Source organism: Sporosarcina sp. P2, assembly GCF_002743255.1.
GTDB lineage: Bacteria > Bacillota > Bacilli > Bacillales_A > Planococcaceae > Sporosarcina.
The window spans coordinates 1-18982 of the sequence record NZ_PDYY01000001.1 but is presented as its reverse complement, the minus strand read 5'-3'; the positions used below and the strand labels follow the sequence as shown (position 1 = coordinate 18982).

General features: G+C 41.4%; 18 protein-coding genes. 3 read left to right on the top strand and 15 right to left on the bottom strand.

Annotated features, from left to right (window positions below; translation table 11 throughout):
* Positions 1-81: 81 nt before the first annotated feature.
* From CSV67_RS00090 to CSV67_RS00050, 9 genes are all read right to left on the bottom strand, one after another.
* Positions 82-858, bottom strand: coding sequence for a YtxH domain-containing protein (locus CSV67_RS00090; protein ID WP_099629609.1), 777 nt, complete (start codon positions 856-858; stop codon positions 82-84).
* A gap of 57 nt (positions 859-915) precedes the next feature.
* Positions 916-1368 (bottom strand): DUF948 domain-containing protein, encoded by a 453-nt coding sequence (locus CSV67_RS00085; protein ID WP_099629608.1) that lies wholly within the window; start codon positions 1366-1368, stop codon positions 916-918.
* Between the two features lie 161 nt (positions 1369-1529).
* Entirely contained in the window at positions 1530-2843 is a 1314-nt protein-coding gene (murC, locus tag CSV67_RS00080) for a UDP-N-acetylmuramate--L-alanine ligase (RefSeq protein WP_099629607.1), read from the bottom strand.
* 130 nt (positions 2844-2973) lie between these two features.
* Positions 2974-5940 carry a DNA translocase FtsK gene (locus tag CSV67_RS00075; protein WP_233192510.1) on the bottom strand — a complete coding sequence of 989 codons (2967 nt, stop codon included), beginning with the start codon at positions 5938-5940 and terminating at the stop codon, positions 2974-2976.
* Positions 5941-6138: 198 nt separating this feature from the next.
* Positions 6139-6750 carry a YtpR family tRNA-binding protein gene (gene ytpR / locus CSV67_RS00070; RefSeq protein ID WP_099629606.1) on the bottom strand — a complete coding sequence of 204 codons (612 nt, stop codon included), beginning with the start codon at positions 6748-6750 and terminating at the stop codon, positions 6139-6141.
* The gene (locus CSV67_RS00065) at positions 6747-7562 is read right to left on the bottom strand and encodes a DUF1444 domain-containing protein (protein ID WP_099629605.1); all 816 of its coding nucleotides are present in this window, start codon (positions 7560-7562) and stop codon (positions 6747-6749) included. Before CSV67_RS00065 ends, ytpR begins: the two co-directional genes overlap by 4 nt.
* Before the next feature lie 33 nt (positions 7563-7595).
* Positions 7596-8114 carry a hypothetical protein gene (locus CSV67_RS00060; RefSeq protein ID WP_099629604.1) on the bottom strand — a complete coding sequence of 173 codons (519 nt, stop codon included), beginning with the start codon at positions 8112-8114 and terminating at the stop codon, positions 7596-7598.
* A 78-nt stretch (positions 8115-8192) separates the two neighbouring features.
* The gene (locus tag CSV67_RS00055) at positions 8193-8708 is read right to left on the bottom strand and encodes a DUF84 family protein (RefSeq protein WP_099629603.1); all 516 of its coding nucleotides are present in this window, start codon (positions 8706-8708) and stop codon (positions 8193-8195) included.
* 28 nt (positions 8709-8736) lie between these two features.
* Entirely contained in the window at positions 8737-9810 is a 1074-nt protein-coding gene (locus CSV67_RS00050) for a M42 family metallopeptidase (RefSeq protein ID WP_099629602.1), read from the bottom strand.
* A gap of 202 nt (positions 9811-10012) precedes the next feature.
* Between CSV67_RS00050 and CSV67_RS00045 the strand changes: the two genes are divergently transcribed.
* Positions 10013-10327: a peptidase M4 gene (locus tag CSV67_RS00045; RefSeq protein WP_029052835.1), complete on the top strand. Its 315-nt coding sequence runs from the start codon at positions 10013-10015 to the stop codon at positions 10325-10327.
* A gap of 457 nt (positions 10328-10784) precedes the next feature.
* On the opposite strand, the gene CSV67_RS00040 is transcribed toward CSV67_RS00045, so the two are convergent.
* The 4 genes from CSV67_RS00040 to dat all read right to left on the bottom strand — a co-directional run bounded on the left by CSV67_RS00040 (position 10785) and on the right by dat (position 14273).
* Entirely contained in the window at positions 10785-11630 is an 846-nt protein-coding gene (locus CSV67_RS00040; RefSeq protein ID WP_099629601.1) for a YtnP family quorum-quenching lactonase, read from the bottom strand.
* Positions 11631-11746: 116 nt separating this feature from the next.
* Complete coding sequence (gene trmB, locus CSV67_RS00035; RefSeq protein WP_099629600.1) at positions 11747-12397, bottom strand: tRNA (guanosine(46)-N7)-methyltransferase TrmB; 651 nt, start codon at positions 12395-12397, stop codon at positions 11747-11749.
* A 36-nt stretch (positions 12398-12433) separates the two neighbouring features.
* Positions 12434-13405: a nuclease-related domain-containing protein gene (locus CSV67_RS00030; protein WP_099629599.1), complete on the bottom strand. Its 972-nt coding sequence runs from the start codon at positions 13403-13405 to the stop codon at positions 12434-12436.
* Positions 13389-14273: a D-amino-acid transaminase gene (gene dat / locus CSV67_RS00025; protein WP_099629598.1), complete on the bottom strand. Its 885-nt coding sequence runs from the start codon at positions 14271-14273 to the stop codon at positions 13389-13391. The genes CSV67_RS00030 and dat overlap by 17 nt, the downstream gene beginning before the upstream one ends.
* A 377-nt stretch (positions 14274-14650) precedes the next feature.
* Between dat and CSV67_RS00020 the strand changes: the two genes are divergently transcribed.
* On the top strand, positions 14651-14872 hold the full coding sequence (locus tag CSV67_RS00020) for a DeoR family transcriptional regulator (RefSeq protein WP_099629597.1): 222 nt from the start codon (positions 14651-14653) through the stop codon (positions 14870-14872).
* Between the two features lie 51 nt (positions 14873-14923).
* Here CSV67_RS00020 and CSV67_RS00015 read toward each other — a convergent pair whose 3' ends face one another.
* Positions 14924-15655 (bottom strand): pseudouridine synthase, encoded by a 732-nt coding sequence (locus CSV67_RS00015; protein ID WP_099629596.1) that lies wholly within the window; start codon positions 15653-15655, stop codon positions 14924-14926.
* Between the two features lie 4 nt (positions 15656-15659).
* A complete protein-coding gene (locus CSV67_RS00010) occupies positions 15660-17276 on the bottom strand; it encodes a putative polysaccharide biosynthesis protein (protein WP_099629595.1) in 1617 nt (538 codons plus the stop codon).
* Between the two features lie 151 nt (positions 17277-17427).
* On the opposite strand from CSV67_RS00010, the gene CSV67_RS00005 reads away from it, so the two are divergent.
* Positions 17428-18693 carry a BaiN/RdsA family NAD(P)/FAD-dependent oxidoreductase gene (locus CSV67_RS00005; protein WP_099629594.1) on the top strand — a complete coding sequence of 422 codons (1266 nt, stop codon included), beginning with the start codon at positions 17428-17430 and terminating at the stop codon, positions 18691-18693.
* Positions 18694-18982: the final 289 nt, after the last annotated feature.

Sequence of the window (18982 nt, the reverse complement as noted above, 5' to 3'; positions counted from 1 at the left end):
ATGGCGTAGCTTTTTCTTTATGGCTGTTCTAACTAATCGTACACATAGAAAAAACCTTCCCGTGAAGGAAGGTTTTCGCTATTATTTAGAATGAATTTTGTTGTTGTTGTTTGAAGACGAGTTGTTAGCTTTAGATTGATTCGTATTCTTTTTAGCAGAAGCATTTGTATTAGGAGATTTAGTCTCATTTTTTTGGTTAGCAGATTTGTCAGTTTTAACCTGATCTGCATTTTTGTTTGTTGTTTCTTTTACTTTTGAAAGTTCCCCTGATTTTTCATTGTTTTCTTTTGAACTTTTATAATCAGTTGCCTCTTCACCTTCAGATGATACAGTACCATCGTCCATAGGAACATTTGTTTTTGATTTAACAGACTTCACTTTGTCAACTAGCTGTTCTGATTGTTCTTGCAAGTTTTGAGACAACTCAGAAGTCTTCTCTTTTGCAGCTGTAGTGAACGCTGCAGTTTTTTCTTTTGCCGTATCCGTAAAGTCAGCTGTGTAATCTTTTGCTGCACTTGAAAATTCCACTGCTTTGTCTTTTGCTGTGCTAGATAACTCTACCGCTTTATCTTTTGCCGTTGAGCTCAATTCAATACTCTTGTCTTTTAATTGGGAAGCCTGTGTAGTGAAATCTTCACGCATTTCACGGCCTGTCTTCGGCGCTAAGAACAATGCAGTCGCAGCGCCGATTACCCCACCGATGATTGCGCCGGCAATGAAACTACCTGTACCGTTGCTATCCTCATCATATAGATCATGAGTTGAACGATACGTGTAGTTCGCTGGATATTGTGGTTGGCCATACGTATTTGAGTAGTTACCTTGGTTGTCGTTATAGTTCGGTTTGTTTTCTGTCATTTTTTCTTCCTCCTGTGAATTAACTATTTTTGTATGTTTTAAAGGAAAATGCTTGTACTAGGAGCGCGATTTGTATACTGTCCAACCAGCGGACGTTTTAGGTTGCCGTTCTTTTACTTGATCATATAGATTAACTGCAACGGTTCCCCACTGTACGACTTGCGCGATTTTGTCACTGTTTTGTTCGGCTTTTGTAGTTACTGAGCTCGAGATCCGATGAACTGATTGATTGAGAGTGTTCACCGAGTCACCTACTCCTTTTACCGCATCCACCACAGTGTTCAGCTTGTCCGCTTTTCCTTGTAAATCTTCGGCCAGCTGATTGGTTTTTTGAAGAAGTTGTGTACTTTCTGTTGTCACTCCCTCTAATTGCTTTGATAAGTCACCTACTGTATGCGAGACACTCTGTAAAGATGTCTTTAACGACCCCAGTGTCATAGCCAGACTTACACAAAGAATAAGAAATGCGATTGCGGCAATCACTGCTGCAACGTAAAGTAAATTGATCACTTACGTTATCCTCCTAGAGCATATTCTTACGAAAACTTTACCCCTCTTTGAGAGTTTCTAAACTTTTCGTCCTATACTCCTGTTCGACATAACTGGGTGATATCCTTTATCGAAACCAAAAAACCTAAAAAAAAAGAGAAACAGCCCTCTCATAAAAGAGATTAGGCTGTTTCTTCTTTCGTAATATCAGAAGTAAATTGTTTTAAATATAATTGTATATCTCCGGCTCCCATAAAAAGAATGACAGAATGTTTATGCGCTGCTAAATCTGACATATCTTCTATCTTCAAATGTTGAGAATTAGGGATTTTATCTATCAAATCGTGAATCGTTAAACTACCGACTTTCTCTCGTGCAGAACCAAAGATGTCACATAAGTACACATGATCTGCTTCAGACAGACTTTCTGCAAATTGATCTAACATCGCTGCTGTTCTGCTGAATGTATGCGGTTGGAATACCGCAATCACTTCACGATTCGGATATTTTTGACGTGCCGAATCCAATGTTGCACGGATTTCGGTAGGATGATGTGCATAATCATCCACAATGACACGGTCATCTACTTCCAAGACAGAAAAACGTCTTTTTACGCCTGTAAACGTCGCAAAGCGTTCATTTACAATGTCAGCTGGAATATTTTCATAATGACATAGTGTAATAACACTCAACGCATTTCTAATAGCATGATCGCCTGTTAATACAATGGTGAAACGGTGATAGAATTCATTTCGAATGAACACATCAAACGAACAGCCGTTTTGATCTTTTTCAATATTTGCTGCGTAAAAGTCATTGGATGAATCCAAGCCATAATAGACAATCGGAACTTGACATTGAAGTTTCTGAAGATTGTCGTCGTCACCACAAGCGATTAATGCCTTCTTTACTTGACTCGCCATTTGTCCGAAAGCGCTCAAAATATCGTCCAGACTTGTGAAATAATCCGGATGATCGAAATCAATATTCGTCATGATGGCATAGTCTGGATGGTAGGCCAAAAAGTGTCGTTTGTATTCACACGCTTCAAATACAAAGTTCTCCGCATTCTCGGTACCTTTACCTGTACCGTCCCCTATTAGGTAAGAAGTTGGCGCAAAGCCACCCAATACATGCGCAAGCAAGCCCGTTGTAGACGTTTTGCCATGTGTACCCGTAACACCTATGGAAGTAAATTGTTCCATATAGTCGCCTAAGAACTCATGGTAACGAATAACTTCTATACCAAGTTCTGCTGCCCGTAGTAATTCAGGATGATCATCTTTAAATGCGTTTCCTGCAATCACTTTCATGCCCGGCTGAATATTATTTTCATCAAATGGCAGTACTTTTATATTTCGTTCATGTAAGGGGTCTTCAGTGAAAAAGTACTTTTCCACATCAGAACCTTGAACCTCATACGAAGAGTCATGTAGCAACTGGGCAAGGGAACTCATTCCCGATCCTTTGATACCAGTAAAATGTAACAATGTCATATTGAAACCTCCCGGGAGTTCTTTCATCCCACTTTTTATCTTCAATTGTCCCGAAATGGACGAGAAGATTATTTCTTGTCATAGTATACCATGCGTTCGACCAAACCTTTAGATAGGAACTATGCATTCATTATTTCATGAAGCTTTCAAATGCTTGTTCAGTCAAAAAGACGTCGCGCGGTCTGCTCCCTCTTTGCTCAGATATAAATTGATTTGCTTCCATTCGGTCGATTAACTTTGCCGCCCGGTTATAGCCGATGCTGAAATGGCGCTGTAATGACGAAGTGGATGCACTCCCCTGCTCAATGACAAAGTTGCAGGCTTGCTCAAATAATGGATCCGATTCCTCTTCTCGGACCGCGGCTGCTAGCAAATCATCTTGGCCGAATAAGTAATTTGGTTCTGCTTCATTACGAACATGTTCTATTATACGCTCGATCTCATCATCCGTGACAAATGTCCCCTGAAGACGGACAGGAGCCGATTGGCCATTGCCTAAATACAGCATATCTCCCTTACCAAGTAAACGATCTGCCCCTACTGAATCTAAAATAGTTCTTGAATCTACTTGTGAAGACACAGCGAATGCTATACGAGTTGGGATATTGGCTTTAATTGTTCCGGTAATGACATCAACAGAAGGTCGCTGAGTTGCGATGATTAGATGAATGCCACACGCCCTAGCTTTCTGAGTGATTCGGCTGATCGACACTTCTACATCCGCAGGTGCCATCATCATTAAATCTGCTAACTCATCAATCACTACTAAAATATAAGGCATCTTTAAAGAGAAACGTCGTGATGCCATGACCATTTCGTTATAGCGTTCAATATTACGTACTCCGGAATGCGCGAATAGTTCATAGCGTCTTTCCATCTCATTAACTGCCCATTTCAATGCCGCAGTCGCCGCTTTTACATCTGTAATAACCGGACTTAACAAGTGTGGAATGCCATTATATGGTGCCAATTCCACCATTTTCGGATCAATGAGCAATAGTTTCAGATCATGATGTGATGCTTTATACAACAAACTGATCAGTATAGAGTTGATACAAACGGATTTACCGGAGCCTGTAGCACCCGCAATCATTCCGTGTGGCATCTTCCGTAGATCAATTGTTTGCGGCTCCCCTGTCAAACTAAGCCCTAATACAGCTTCAAGGGGCGAGTCTGATTTCATAAATGAATCACTATCAATAACCTCTGAAATTCGAACTGCACGTGTTTTGCGATTCGGAATTTCAATACCAATCATACTTGTACCTGGAATCGGCGCTTGGATACGAATATCTCTAGCCGCCAACGCCAATTTTAAGTCGTCGGTAAGATTTCGAATTTTACTTACTTTTGTCCCCTGCATCACCGTTAACTCAAACATCGTGACGGCAGGACCTTGCACAGCTTGTTCAACCGTCGCCTGTACAGCGAAATACGAAAGAGTTTCTTCTAACGTAGCGGACTGCGTCGCAAGCCACTCTTCATCAACGATTTCTTCTTCCGGAGGTGCCAAATATTGCATCGTCGGGAATCCGTAATGTGGTGGTTCTTCTTCGATGATTTCCTCTTCAGGTTCTTCTACAATCGTTTCAGAAGTTGTAGCGACCATTTCGGTTACTTCAACGTGAGATTCTACTGCAATAGATTCTGGTTCTTCAATGGAATCCTGTTCTTCCACGTTCATTTCTACACTATTCTTCTGTTGTTCTAGCTGTACTGATTGTGTATATTCCAGCGATTCTGTTTGTTCCGCGACAGGGTGATCCGCATCGATTTCGACTGACGCTTCTTTTACTAATTCTTTCTTCGCTGCATTAGCTGCAATGAGTTCTTCTACTCTAGCCGCTAATTTTTCTTTATCGGATTTAAGCATCAATACATTAAAAGGCACAACTTTTTCTTTCTTAACTGGTTGTACTGGCCCCTCTTGATCATCCATTTCGAATTCTACTTCATTGGATTCTATTTCTACTTTTTCTTGTTGTTCTTGTTCTTCTTCCTGTTCTTCTTCTATCGTAACGGTTACAAGCGCTTCCGAATCTACTACAATTTCTTCTGTTTCAGTTGCAACATCGTCATACATTTCTACTTCTGTTTCTACTTCTGTTTTCGCTTGCTCTATATTTCTCGTTTGTGCAAAGACTTCTTTTGATTCTTCTGATTCCTCAATCGTTACTTCAGCTTCTTCGATTTCATCATGTATATCGTCGTGTATAGTTACTTCTAGTGACTCTTCCACTTGTATTTCTTCAGTCTGTTCCACTAGTTGCGTAGGTTCTTCAGATACTTCCAATTTAGGTTCTTCTACTTCTTGTGTATGTTCTTCCGCTGAGGTCATCTCCGACTGTCTTTTTTCTGATGAACTAGCAAACAATGGTGCTTTATTTGGTTGTTGGTTGGAAATCAAGGACAATGGCAATTCTTCGTCTTGATCTTCAAATTGATCATGTAACTCTTGATCTTTCACATCTTTCTTTTCTATGACCGATTCCATAGCCTCACTGATTGGAGAACTAGTGTTCAATCCGTAGATAGGTGAAGGCACGTGCGTAGGGGAAAATGGCTTTCTGAATATCTTAGGCCTCTCTACTTTCACAGGTTCTTCTTGATGACGAGATGGTACTTCTAGTTCAGGACGTCGCGATTCATATGGTTCAATCCGTTGCGGCTCCGAGTGCATTGTACGTTCTTGCTTTCTTCCGGTAAACGGTAGAGGCAATGGATTCGATGTAGGTGGAATGATTTGGGCAAATTCTCTTTTTGCTTCTGCACGGTAGACATTTCCACCTCGCTCATAACGACCTGGCCAACGTTCATTCTGTTCCAAAGGAAGTATTTCAAATGCTTCTTCTGTTGCTTCATCTTCTAGTAAATAGTCTTTCGTATATTCATCATGATGGATCTGTGGTTCCCATCCATAAATTTCGTAGTCAGAAACTATCGGAAACCGAAAGTTTGTTTTTTTATCTTCATCAAGACCTTCGTTTGGTTTTTGGTTTAGGTTATTTTTATCATTAATATTTTCAGTAGTTGGTTGTTCAAATAATGGGTTATTTTTTTCAGTGCCTTCTTGCATTTGCTGAAGGCGTCTTTTCATATTCCGTAGCCAGCTCAAATATATCACTCTTTTCATATCAATCATTTCATTTTAACAGGTTACCTAGGAGGAAATCAAACAGTTCTATGTTCTTTCTGTATAAAATGATGATTTGTAACCCTTTGTAACAATAATACAAAAAAGCTTTTGCTACAAGCCTAATGAGGCTTATGCAAAAGCTTTTTCCTATGGATATATTTACAACGTACCTTCGAAAGCCTCTCCGACTTTCTTATCATCTTCTAATACGAGAATTCCTTTTGCGTCGGGCGCATCTTGCAGATTGAGTTCTTTAGCAGAACAGATCATACCAGACGAAGCGACTCCACGAAGTTCCGCATCACGAATGACCATACCTGAAGGCATTACAGCGCCTACTTTTGCTACGACCACTTTCTGTCCAGCTTCCACATTAGAGGCGCCACAAACGATTTGCAATGTTTCCTCCCCTACGTCTACCTGACAAATGTTCAATTTATCTGCATTTGGATGCTTTTCTTTTTCAGCAACATAGCCTATAACGAATTTCGGAGTGAAGTCCAATTCCAATTCTAACGCAATGTCATTTTTCTCTAAAGCTTCTTGTATTTGTTCGCCAAGCTCTTCTGTCAGTTCTACTTGACCTACTGTTGAAACAGTGAAATAACTGGATGCATCAAATAAATTGAACGCGATTACAGTTTCTGTCTCTTCATTTTTAATCAAAGCGACATTATTTTTTCTTTCAACAATAATTGCTGCCGGTCTTTCAGTTGTAAGTTGAACGAACAATACGTCGCCAACACCTTCTGGATTATAAAATATATTCATTTTTTCTGATCCCTTCTTGCCAATCTATTTTTCGCCATAATGAAAATCGGTTCAAGCTTACCATCTTCATAAATGAAAGACAATGATGTAACAGGTACGGCACCTGTTGTGAAAAACTGCATCGCGATCTGCGCCACGACGTCATAGCCTGTTTCATTCCGTATATCTCCAATGATTAACACATCTTGGTGAGGAACGGAAACGACCATATGCCCTTGTATTTTCTGTTCCATTTCTCTCATAAATGGCTGATTCAATATTCTGCTCGCATCATAGCCATCGTTATTGTTGATGAAGTAGAATATATTATCAGAGACGACATCTTGCTTATACGTTGTCGGTAACGACTTCACTTTAAACATTGCGACTTCCTGAATTTCCTGTTCTGTCATCTGCAGATCGGACAGCATCCCTTGATCAATCAGGCGATACGTGTTTCCTAAATCTAGCGCATAGAAAATTCGTGTTTCGGCTGTATGCTCTTTCGTTAAGAAAGCTTGTCCTGCGGAACTTTCAGTTGGAAATGAAGTCGAACGGATGACAGGATAAATTGTATTTTCTCCTGCGAAGCCTTTTGCCTGTTCTTGCTCCATGGCGCGAAATGTCTCTAGGACGGTATACACCACTTCATCGATTGCACGTTCGTTTTTCTGTTCATACTTGGATAGAATTTCAGGTAATGAAATATCCATGCCTTTATGAAGAGTATGGTGGACAATCCGCAATTTGTCAGCCCGACGGTCAAATTGCCAATCAAAGTTCTCTTTAGGTAAGCGTTTCTTTAGTTCTTCTACCAAATCTTCAGCTTCCATTCGTTAACCCTCTCCTTCACTACTCAAAATTACTTACTGGTCGTCATGTTGAACCGAACGAGCAATTTCCATCATCATTTCTAAATACGCTTTGGTATTTTCTTCATCCGTCACAGTTTCAACTTTCGCTCCGCCTACGTTAGCGATTAACTCTACTTGTTTCTCACCTTTTTGTATGACCGCAACAAAGCCAAATGCTTCATCTTTAGAAAATGTTTGTGCACCTACTAAATCATCCGGTTCATCCGTTAACAGTACGTCATAATAGACTTGACTATTTTTCTTTTCATTCGGATTAACTGTTAGATAAAATGAATCATTTCGTTTAGTTAAAACAATCTTTTGGGAAGTTGATTCTTTATCCATTCGTAGAGTTGGCGGTTTATAGAATTCAATATCGCCCACCGTTTGATTTGGTTTCTTGCTATTTAGTTCAAATACTTTTTTCGCTGAAACAAATGCATCGTCAGTACGGACTTCCACTTTCTGATTACATCCTACCAACACGACAGCCAGTAGCAACAGCAAGAAAACCTTTCCACTTCGCAACATTCAGGTTCCCCCCTTCTCTACTTTCGTTCAATTTTCTATCAGTCCTATTCTAATCGCACCCCGACGCTATTGCAATCGTCAGCTTTGTAGCGACGTGCTATACAAGAGCTGGCCAATCAATAATTGCATGATATGTTCAAATAACGCATCCCTTGGTACAAGTTGTGCCGTCAACATACCCATAGCCCCTTCTGACGTGCGTACATTTTGCTTTTTGAAATAGGTATCCACTGCATCACCTAGCTCTTTGCCACGGCGAATTTCATCAGCTAATTCGTCCGGTAAAGGGATTTGTGCGCCCGCGGCAGTAAACATTTTGCCTTCCGGCGTGGTGAGGGCGCCCCAATTGCAGAGATACATCGTGCCGGAAAGCATATGAACCCCGCCTTCTAAACCTATACCGAAAGCATTCTTTGCTGCAGTGATCGAACGATTGATGGCACCTTGCCGCGTTTCTTCCTCACTCATCGGCTGTGCGCTGACGCCTGACTGAACGGACGCAAAAGAAATGGTACTGTTCTCCACGTAACGTTCAACGACCCGAACTACCGCACGTTTTTTCGCCTGATTTTCAGAGCCCAGAACAAATTCCATTCCACATCCTCATTTCATTTCTAGTCGTTTAGCAATTTTGTTTAATAGTTTCCACAGTTGTTTTATCACATGCTTTTACTAGTTTTGTAATTAATTCTTTCGCTGCTGCATAATCATCTGTGTGGATAATGGAAGCCGCAGTATGGATGTAACGAGAACAAATACCGATGACAGCACTTGGCACGCCGTTATTGGCTACATGTACTTGCCCTGCATCCGTACCGCCTTGGGATACAAAGTATTGGTACGGTATATTGTGAGTTTCAGCAGTATCTAAAATGAATTCGCGCATACCACGGTGTGTGATCATCGAGCGGTCCATAATACGTAACAACGTTCCTTGGCCCAATTGACCAAATTCTTTTTTATCGCCACTTGCATCATTTGCAGGACTTGCATCGAGTGCGAAGAATAGATCAGGATCTATCATACGTGCTGCCGTTTGCGCGCCACGTAAGCCGACTTCTTCCATAACAGTTGCACCTGAAAACAATGTATTAGGCAACGTCTCATTTTTTACTTCTTGTAAAAGCTCTATGGCAAGACCGCAACCATAGCGGTTATCCCATGCTTTGGCCATAATCTTTTTTGGATTAGCCATCGGTGTGAACGGACAAATCGGCAAGATTTGCTGACCGGGACGAATGCCGAAACGCTCAGCATCTGCTTTGTCGTCAGCGCCAACATCAATCAGCATGTTTTTGATATCCATTGGTTTGCTGCGCTCTGCGTCACTCAACAAGTGCGGTGGAATCGAACCGATCACACCGGGAATTTCCGCATCTTCCGTGATGATCTGGACTCGTTGTGCCAATAATACTTGGTTCCACCAGCCTCCTAACGGCTGAAAACGAAGCATTCCGTTATCTGTAATACCTGTTACCATAAAGCCGACTTCATCCATATGTCCAGCAACCATAATTTTCGGCTCGTCTTCTTTTCCGTGCCGAACACCAAACACGCCACCGAGACCATCTTGAATTATCTCATCCGAGTTCTGTCCCAACTGCTCGCGCATAAAAGCCCGGACACGGTATTCATTACCTGGTGCTCCCGGAAGTTCAGTCAATGTACGAAATAACTCCAATGTTTCTTTTTTCATCTAAATCCCTCACTTTTTTATTGTCTATGTGTAGTATATCCACATAGTAAACAGATGAATACTAATTAGGTTAAGAATGTACTTTACACAAAAGTGCCATATTCTGCCGATTAGTAAAATTGGAAACGCTTTTGAATCGCCATGTACTTTTAAACTATGTTACACTATAAGAAAAGATTTGCGAAGGAGGCTGCAATTAGCCATGAGAGTAAAAGACTTTTTAGCTGGAATTTTAACTGGTGTTGCTGCAGGCGTAGTAGTGAATGAGGCATTTAATCGTTACAATGAAGAAGTACCTGCTGATAACGTATTGAAAAAAGTAAAAGATGCATTTAAAGAAGAAGGACCAATCGACGGTTCGTGGATTGTTATGAAACCAGAACCTTACACAAATCACGTGATTTCTATGGATGTTTACCGTGGTGGCGTTTCTCGCATGAAAGACGGCAAGCTAGAGCAATTTGAATTCGCAGCCGATGCGAAAACAGGTACTGTCGTTGAGCTAGTTCGTCAGTAATCAACTTCTTAATTTAACCGAAGAGGCTATCCAAGAAGCTTCCACTTCTTGCGATGGCCTTTTTTATTTGGATGCATGTTGAGTGCGAATCGTATAACGCTTCTCTAAGATTCGTGAGAAAAGCAGTTCAGGTAGTATTTGGCTGGATTACTATTTATTCAAATAGTATTTTCCTAAGCAAAAAGGCAAACCCTACGAATTTTAGGGTTTGCCTTTTATCTCTAATCACTACTATAAAATCAGCGTTCTAAAGAAAGAAAACAATACTAGTTGATCTTCGTTACAGGCGGCGACTCCTGCGGGAACAGCACGAGCTGAAAGCCCCGCAGGAACGCAGTGACGAGGAGATTGAAGCCGTGCCCGCGGAAAGCGTCCGCCTGGAACGTAGATCAACGGCGCCCTCTAGCTCACCAATAACTTGAACTTTACCTCGTACTTAAACCCAAACGTCAGATTCTCACCGAGTACGAGGCAAGCTATCTACAATAGTCTTCCCATCTTCACTAAACTTCGCCATGCGATACACCGCATCATGATAGAAAATAAACCCATACTCATTTGGAAGCGCTTCCTTCATTAAGCGCTCTTTTGCAAAAATCGAGTCCATTGGATAGTCATCATACGCAAGTACCCACAAAGGATTCGTATGTGCATGCGTCGGCATAATATCCGCCATATGAATTAACGTCTCGCCGCCTTGCTCTAGCTTAATTACACAATGGCCGTCACTATGACCGCCCGTATGAATCATCTTAATACCTGGTGCTACTTCAATCTCCTCTTCAAACGTCTCAACTTGACTTTGAATTGGCTCCCAGTTTTCTTTCCAATACGTATTGCGTGAGCGAATATTCGGTTCTCTCATTTCATCCCACTCAACTTGTGAAGTATAGATCTTGGCATTTTTAAATACAGACACCAGCTGATCATCATCCCACTGTGTCAAACCTGCCGCGTGATCATTATGAAGATGGGACATTAACACAACATCAATATCATCAGGCGTCATGCCAAGCTCTTCTAAACTTTCCTCTACACGCGTTTCGGCACGGACACCCAAGTTACGCTTTTGCTTGTCGTCCAACTTACCTTTTCCGATACCGGAATCAATTAAATAATTTTTATTTTGATATTGAATGAGGATGGGGTCTGTTCGTAGTTCAATTAAATTGTTTTCATCTGTTTCATAGCGCCTTGACCATAGAGCCTTCGGAACGACACCGAACATCGCACCTCCGTCTAAAAAGTTTACGCCTCCGTCTAACCACGTTAGTTTCATATCATGAAAAGTTAGTTGATCCAAAATAATTCCTCCCTACATTCCTTTAGTAACTGTTGTATGGACATTGTACTTTTCCAATGAGCCCTAGAGCTCCAGCAGAAAAGTACAATGTCCAACAGCTTTTAATCTCTTATCGATCAGAATTCGCTTTGATATTGTGCTTCCAGACGATAAATCGGCTGACCTTTACTTGAAAACTTTTCTTCGTACTCGGTTAACACATTGTCTTCAGGCATGTTTGCATGTAAATCGAGTGAAACGGATAGTAATTTCATCCCATAATTCGTCATGGAAACGAGAGAATATTCAAACAGCGAACGATTATCTGTCTTAAAGTGAATTTCTCCATTTGTCTTCAAAACACCTTCATATTTCGCTAAAAAGTTCGGATGTGTCAATCGACGCTTTTCGTGGCGATCTTTTGGCCATGGATCAGAAAAGTTTAAATAGACACGATGAATTTCCGAATCCGCGAAAATGGATTCCAACTCTTCTCCATTAACACGCATCAAACGTAGATTCGAAGGTTTTTCCGCTTCAATCGCTTTCTCTAAGGCGGATACAATGACATTATCGAAATGTTCGATGCCAATATAGTTAATCTCCGGATTAGCTAATGCCATTCCAATGATAAATTGACCTTTACCTGTACCCACTTCAATATGGATTGGCGCATCGTTCCCGAATTCTTCAGTCCAACGTTTCTTTTTGCCTTCCGGATCCAAAATCAATACATCCGGATGCTCCGCCATGAAATCTTTAGCCCAAGGCTTATTTCGTAAACGCATAATCAGTACACTCTCTCTTTTTCAGTAAATTCTTTTCTATTGCTCTTCTATGATTTCTTCTGCATCAAACAACCGACTCATCGCTGTAGTTTGTGCATGATCCAATATTGCTTGTGCGGCTTTAAATTGCGTATGTTTCATGGGACTTGGATTACTGCATAACTTTGTCAGCCATTGGTCATATGTTTTGCGATCAATGGTTGTAACCTCAAACGGAGTACCAGGATAGTCAATATAGCCATTTCTCGATACAATCAGCTTCTTGATCGGGATTTCCACTTTCGCTGCTCTGAAAAATGATGAAACTACTTTCTCCATTCTACTAAGCGCTATCGTTGGATTCAGCACCTTCGCTTGTTCTTCACCGAACTTCTTCAGCCAAAACCTTTCGCCACTACCTATGTACGCAGCCATTCTTTCATCTTCTAGCACTGTGATGCAATAGCATGTAGTAGGAGCTAATAAGATGATGTCCAACTCGACAGGTGCCTTATTGACTTTGACGATTGGATAATAAAGCAACAAGAAGCTATCAGGTAAACGCAGTGTCAGTTGCTTCAACAATGGATCAGAGAAATACTTTGGATCTACACGGGATCGGTCATACAATGTAGAACTAGCCCACTTTAATTGGAATTGAAACAATTGATCACGATAAGCCTTTTTTAACTGTTCAACATTCGAAGGTTGACTTGAAATAGAAGCTTGAAAATCCCAATCATTCTCTTGATCTTCTACCGCTTGTTCAGAAATAGCGGGCGCTTGTGTCAATTCCACATCTGGTTGTTTACGCCATTTTTTGAATAATACCGTATACCATTTCGAAGGCACTTCCACATCCTTAGAAAAAGTAGCCGCTTGCTCCGCATATATATCCACACCGTGCTCCCATTGTTTTTTAATACGTTTCCATTGGTAGCGCTTCAGACGGATGAATTGTGTCGGATAACGGGTTAGATCATTCTCGTACCGCGAAATATAATCCGCAAGTTTAATTAGCTGGGCCATTTGATTCTCTTTCCTTATGATGACCAGCCGCCACTAACTTCGGAATTTGTCCCTCAAATGCTTCTTGTAACTTTCTCGTCAACGGCCCCGGAACTCCTTGTCCTATAGGTTGCTGATCTATAGTGATAACCGGTGTGATTTCGGCATTCGTAGACGTATAGAAAAATTCATCCATTTCTAACGCTTGTGGCAATGTGAATTCTTCTTCTTTAACTGGAATCGCTAACTTCTCTGCTATTTGCAACACGACACGACGAGTAATTCCGTTAAGTATGAAATGGTTAGCAGGATGTGTATACAGGATACCGTCCTTAATACCAAACGCATTGGAAGAAGAGCCTTCACGTACCAACCCGTCCCGTACGAACAACGCTTCTTGACATCCATGATCAAACGCCTCTTGTTTCGCCATGACATTGCCGAGGAGATTCAAACTCTTAATATCACAACGAAGCCAACGCATATCTTCAACAGACTTCATCGCAGCGCCTTGTTGAAGAAATTGCATAGGACGTGCATTTTCTACGGCATAGCCAATCATGACAGGGACACTGTCTTCCGGGAAATGATGCGCACGTGGCGCCACACCGCGAGTGACTTGTATATAAATATGTCCGACAGATATTTGATTATCCGACTGTAGCCTTTGTACGATTTCGAGTAGCTCATCGATAGTATACGACAGGCTCACACGAATTTTTTCTGCACTCTCAAGTAATCTCTCCAAATGCTCTTTCGCTGTGTACAATGCGCCATCATATACTTTAATTACTTCATAGACGCCATCGCCAAAAACATACCCACGGTCATTCACCGAGACGTTCATTTTATCTTCTGTTAGGTATTCCCCATCTTTGAAATAGATCACACAACCGCCACCCTTCCTATATGAAACCTCAAGCCAAATTACCGCCAGTTTCCTCTTTTTCTATTTTCACATGTTTATGACATAAAATCAATTAGACCTTATTAGAGTGAGAGCCATTTTTTCTATTCATCTCTTAAGAACAGCTAACTCGGTAACTAGTAAACTATTTATTCTAATTTATTCAAAAGTATAAGCGAAAACATGTGCGCTTTTATATAAAATACGTTATACTACTATTGTCAGAATCATTCACTTATTATTCTGGCATAGCGTAGATAAAAGGAGCGAATCAGGAAAGGTAATATCAAAGAATACCCCAACAATCTTCCTTTGAAATGTTGGCGTGAAAATATGAAGATGAAGGAGTGGTTTCTTAAATGAACCCAGCTACCGATCGCATGTTAATTCGTATCAAAGATGTCTATCTGTTCATTCGGGATAACGGAAAAGTAACAACGGAGGCCGTGGCGGAGGAATTCAATATTTCACCCCGCACTGCACAACGTGACTTAAATGTTCTGGAGTACAATGAATTGATTAAGAGCTCAGTCCGCGGCGAATGGACGACGACGTCCAAGAAAGTGAAATTATCTTCCTGATGTAGCCTCCTATATACAAATTTACAACGCAAAAAGGCTGATGCTTTTGCATCAGCCTTTTTGCCTGGAACGATCTACTTCTTTTAGTTGTAGCAATTCCGCTTCTGTTAACTCACGGTATTCACCTAGTTCCAATTCTGGATCCAATTCAAGCGGTCCCATCGTTAACCGCTTCAAATACACCACTTTTTTCCCTACCGCTTCAAACATCCGCTTCACTTGATGAAACTTACCTTCTGTAATCGTCAGTTCAATCTCCGACTCTTCAGCAGAATGCAATATGTGTAGAATGCCAGGCTTCGTTTCATAGGCATCATCTAAAATCACCCCGCGCGCAAAAGCTTCTGCATCTTCTTCTGTTACTATTCCAGCCACTCTCGCATAATACGTTTTTGGCACTTCTTTCTTCGGTGACAATAAATTATGCGCCAGTTTCCCATCATTTGTCAGTAACAATAATCCTTCTGTGTCTTTATCCAAGCGACCTACCGGAAACGGTTCGAAATGCCGATCTTCGCTTGCAAGCAAATCAACGACTGTTTGATCACGGTTGTCTTCCGTCGCAGATAAGACGCCGGGCGGTTTATGCATCATCAAGTAGATGAATTCTCTATAGACGACTTCTTCACCTAGCAATGAAATCGCGTCTGAATCTGGATCCACGTGCTGGGCAGGATCTTTCATCACTGCCCCATTGACCCGAATCATTCCTTTTTTCAAGAGTTGTCGAACTTCTTTACGTGAACCATAGCCTGTATTTGATAATAATTTATCCAGTCTCATTTAATTATCCTCCAAGTCCAAAGCGTCTCATCATACGTGTTAGACGATCTCCAAATAATTGTTGTGCTAGTCCTGATTTGATAGCCAAGAATCCATAAATCACCATTCCAACACCTGATCCTATCATGACATACAACAAAGCTTGCCAACGTCCCACTGGAATATGCGCCATATTCAAGCCTTTATTCGTCAGCCAAACACCAGCAAACATTACTGCATTGAAAGCCAATATTAAAAACAAGCGTCTGATGACCATTTCAGATTTATAATTCAAGGCTTTTTTAATGACGTACAAATTGATACACACTGCTACCGAGTAGCCAATGGCGGTGGCGATAATTGCGCCGTTCACTTCAAACAATTTAATCAGCGGAATGTTGATGAGCATTTTCACTAGCAATCCGAGCAATGAAGTGAAGACAATCCATTTATGATGATCAATTCCTTGCAAGATGGCAGCCGTTACGGTGAACATCGCAAATAGAATCGCTACCGGTGCGTAGGAAGCCAAGACACTCGCTCCCGCTACATCGTACTCATATAAGAATTGATAGACTTCACTGTTTAAAACAATTAACCCAATCACCATTGGAATCGTCAAGAACAGCATGATCTGATACGTTTGATCGAGTGATCGTGTGACGCCCTTTTGATTGTTAGACGTATAATCCTTTGTGATAATGGAGATGAGCGCCATAGAAAATCCAGTTGCGACCATCACGGGAATCATCACGATCTTATGTGTTAAAAAATTCAGCTTTGTTAAATATAAATCAGATACACTTGAAAGGCCGATTGATTTCATAGCGCCGTTGAAAGTGATCATGTCGACGAATTGATAAATTGGATTAATCGTTCCGACCAATACAAATGGTAATACGTACGCGAGGACTTCCGTATAAATTTGTTTCAACGACACCGAACTCGCTGGCGGACTATTCGATAACAAATAATTAAATTCATCCTGATATTTTCTCCAGTAATAGTAAAGACTCCATAACCCGGCGAGTGCTCCAATAAACGCAGCAAACACGGCAAACTGGACAGCGATTTTCGGCGATAGATCCAGTACATTGACGACCACAAAAGCTCCGACAAGCACAACAATGATGCGTACAATCTGTTCAATTAATTGGGAAACAGAAGTCGGTTCGAACTTTTGATAACCTTGCAAAAATCCACGGGCGATACTAAGTAACGGTACTGCCAGCAAAGCAAAGCTGACCCAACGAATGACAGTTGCAATATCTTGAACCGTGAAAATCTGTTCTTCATCTTTGATGACGAGTTCCGCAATCGGATTCGCTAGGAAGAACAACGCAAGAAATGACAGCAGGCCCGTTAAAGACATGACGAGCATGCCCGATTTCATTAATTTCCGTCCGGTCGCATAATCGCCTAACGCATTGTATTTAGAGACAAACTTTGAAATGGCGAGCGGAGCCCCGGATACCGCGACCGCCAGTGCTAGATTGTAAGGTATGTATGCATATTGATAGAGACCGACACTCTTTTCTCCAACGATTGCATAAAACGGAATTACATAGAGTAAGCCGAGTGCCTTCGATAAAAATAAGCCAATCGTTAAAATGGCCGTGCCTTTCAATAAATTTGATGCCATAATTGATTCCTTCCATTCCTAAAGAGATTCTTGTATAGTTTACCCCTCGACACGCTTTTGCACAATCTTTATCTCAAGTCCAAATCAAAAAGCAACGATGCCCATATGGTGTATAATGAAAGACAAAATGAAATGAAAGAGTGGTTCTACAATGTATGATGTAATCGTAATTGGTGGCGGACCTTCAGGGTTAATGGCCTCCATTGCAGCAGCCGAACAAAAAAAGCGGGTTTTATTGATTGAAAAAGGACGTAAACTCGGCAATAAACTAGCCATTTCAGGCGGTGGTCGCTGTAACGTCACAAATCGACTGTCACAAGAAGAAATCATTAAACATATTCCGGGAAACGGAAAGTTTTTATATGGACCGTTCTCTGTCTTCAACAACCAGGATATCATCCACTACTTCGAAGGCCTTGGCGTTCCGTTAAAAGAAGAAGATCACGGACGGATGTTTCCCGTTTCAAATAAGTCTAAAGATGTCATCAACGCCCTATTAAACCAGATGGATGAACTAGGTGTGGACATACGATTGGAAAGCCGAGTACAGAAATTATTAATGGATGATGAAAAGGTTCTCGGTGTTCGGTTAGAAGACGGTGAAGAAGTACGTGCTCATGCAGTAGTCGTTGCAGTCGGAGGCAAAGCCGTTCCACAAACAGGCAGCACGGGTGACGGATACCCTTGGGCTGAACGGGCGGGCCATACCGTAACGACATTGTATCCAACAGAAGTTCCGTTACTGTCGCGCGAACCATTTATTGTCTCGAAAGATTTACAAGGTCTGGCGTTACGTGACGTCAAAGTGTCTGTATTGAATAAAAAAGGGAAAACGCTTGTTACCCATCAGATGGACATGCTCTTCACCCATTTCGGATTAAGTGGACCAGCGATTTTACGCTGCAGCCAATATGTGGTCAAAGAGCAGATGAAAAACGGCAAACAGCCTGTCTTGCTGCAAATTGATTCACTACCTGATCAACATGAAGAACAATTGACACAAACTATCGCAAAAATTTTAAAAGACGAACCTAAGAAACAAGTAAAAACCTCATTGAAAGGTCTCGTACCTGAACGTTGGTTGCTATTTTTATTGAAGAAAGCGGAAATCGAGGAAACCGAAATTGGCATAGATATTAAGCGTGAGGCTATACGTACACTCGCAAAACTTCTTAAGACGTTCCCTGTACATATTACAGGCACGCAACCGATTGAGAAGGCATTCGTTACGGGCGGCGGCGTTTCAGTAAAAGAAGTAGAACCAAAGACGATGGCATCACGTAAAAAAATCGGATTGTTCTTCTGTGGAGAGATTTTAGATATTCACGGCTATACGGGCGGCTATAATATTACCGCCGCCCTGGTGACAGGGCGCCTGGCGGGAATGAATGCTGGATTATTGAGTCGAACGGAATAAGCGTATGAGCGGTTGAACGTCTGCATAGAGCGGTCGACACGTGCGATAGAGCGGTTAGCGTGTCGCATAGAGCGCTTAACATTTCGCATAGAGCGCTCAACGTATTCTATAGAGCGCATAGTCCATAAATATGATAATCGCAAAAAGCATTCCATAAATCGAGTAGGAGGGAGTGATTAACTCCCGACCTCTCACACCACCGTACGTACCGTTCGGTATACGGCGGTTCAATTAAGATTGATGACGCAAAGTTTCGTAACGTGATAATAGACTTTTGAGCCCTTGGGAA

What these genes read in the sequence shown, in the direction of transcription:
- CSV67_RS00090 (WP_099629609.1), bottom strand. Translation starts at nt 858, where the DNA reads ATGACAGAAAACAAACCGAACTATAACGACAACCAAGGTAACTACTCA.
- murC (WP_099629607.1), bottom strand. Translation starts at nt 2,843, where the DNA reads ATGACATTGTTACATTTTACTGGTATCAAAGGATCGGGAATGAGTTCC.
- CSV67_RS00075 (WP_233192510.1), bottom strand. Translation starts at nt 5,940, where the DNA reads ATGAAAAGACGCCTTCAGCAAATGCAAGAAGGCACTGAAAAAAATAAC.
- ytpR (WP_099629606.1), bottom strand. Translation starts at nt 6,750, where the DNA reads ATGAATATATTTTATAATCCAGAAGGTGTTGGCGACGTATTGTTCGTT.
- CSV67_RS00065 (WP_099629605.1), bottom strand. Translation starts at nt 7,562, where the DNA reads ATGGAAGCTGAAGATTTGGTAGAAGAACTAAAGAAACGCTTACCTAAA.
- CSV67_RS00060 (WP_099629604.1), bottom strand. Translation starts at nt 8,114, where the DNA reads ATGTTGCGAAGTGGAAAGGTTTTCTTGCTGTTGCTACTGGCTGTCGTG.
- CSV67_RS00055 (WP_099629603.1), bottom strand. Translation starts at nt 8,708, where the DNA reads ATGGAATTTGTTCTGGGCTCTGAAAATCAGGCGAAAAAACGTGCGGTA.
- CSV67_RS00050 (WP_099629602.1), bottom strand. Translation starts at nt 9,810, where the DNA reads ATGAAAAAAGAAACATTGGAGTTATTTCGTACATTGACTGAACTTCCG.
- CSV67_RS00045 (WP_029052835.1), top strand. Translation starts at nt 10,013, where the DNA reads ATGAGAGTAAAAGACTTTTTAGCTGGAATTTTAACTGGTGTTGCTGCA.
- trmB (WP_099629600.1), bottom strand. Translation starts at nt 12,397, where the DNA reads ATGCGTTTACGAAATAAGCCTTGGGCTAAAGATTTCATGGCGGAGCAT.
- CSV67_RS00030 (WP_099629599.1), bottom strand. Translation starts at nt 13,405, where the DNA reads ATGGCCCAGCTAATTAAACTTGCGGATTATATTTCGCGGTACGAGAAT.
- CSV67_RS00020 (WP_099629597.1), top strand. Translation starts at nt 14,651, where the DNA reads ATGAACCCAGCTACCGATCGCATGTTAATTCGTATCAAAGATGTCTAT.
- CSV67_RS00015 (WP_099629596.1), bottom strand. Translation starts at nt 15,655, where the DNA reads ATGAGACTGGATAAATTATTATCAAATACAGGCTATGGTTCACGTAAA.
- CSV67_RS00010 (WP_099629595.1), bottom strand. Translation starts at nt 17,276, where the DNA reads ATGGCATCAAATTTATTGAAAGGCACGGCCATTTTAACGATTGGCTTA.
- CSV67_RS00005 (WP_099629594.1), top strand. Translation starts at nt 17,428, where the DNA reads ATGTATGATGTAATCGTAATTGGTGGCGGACCTTCAGGGTTAATGGCC.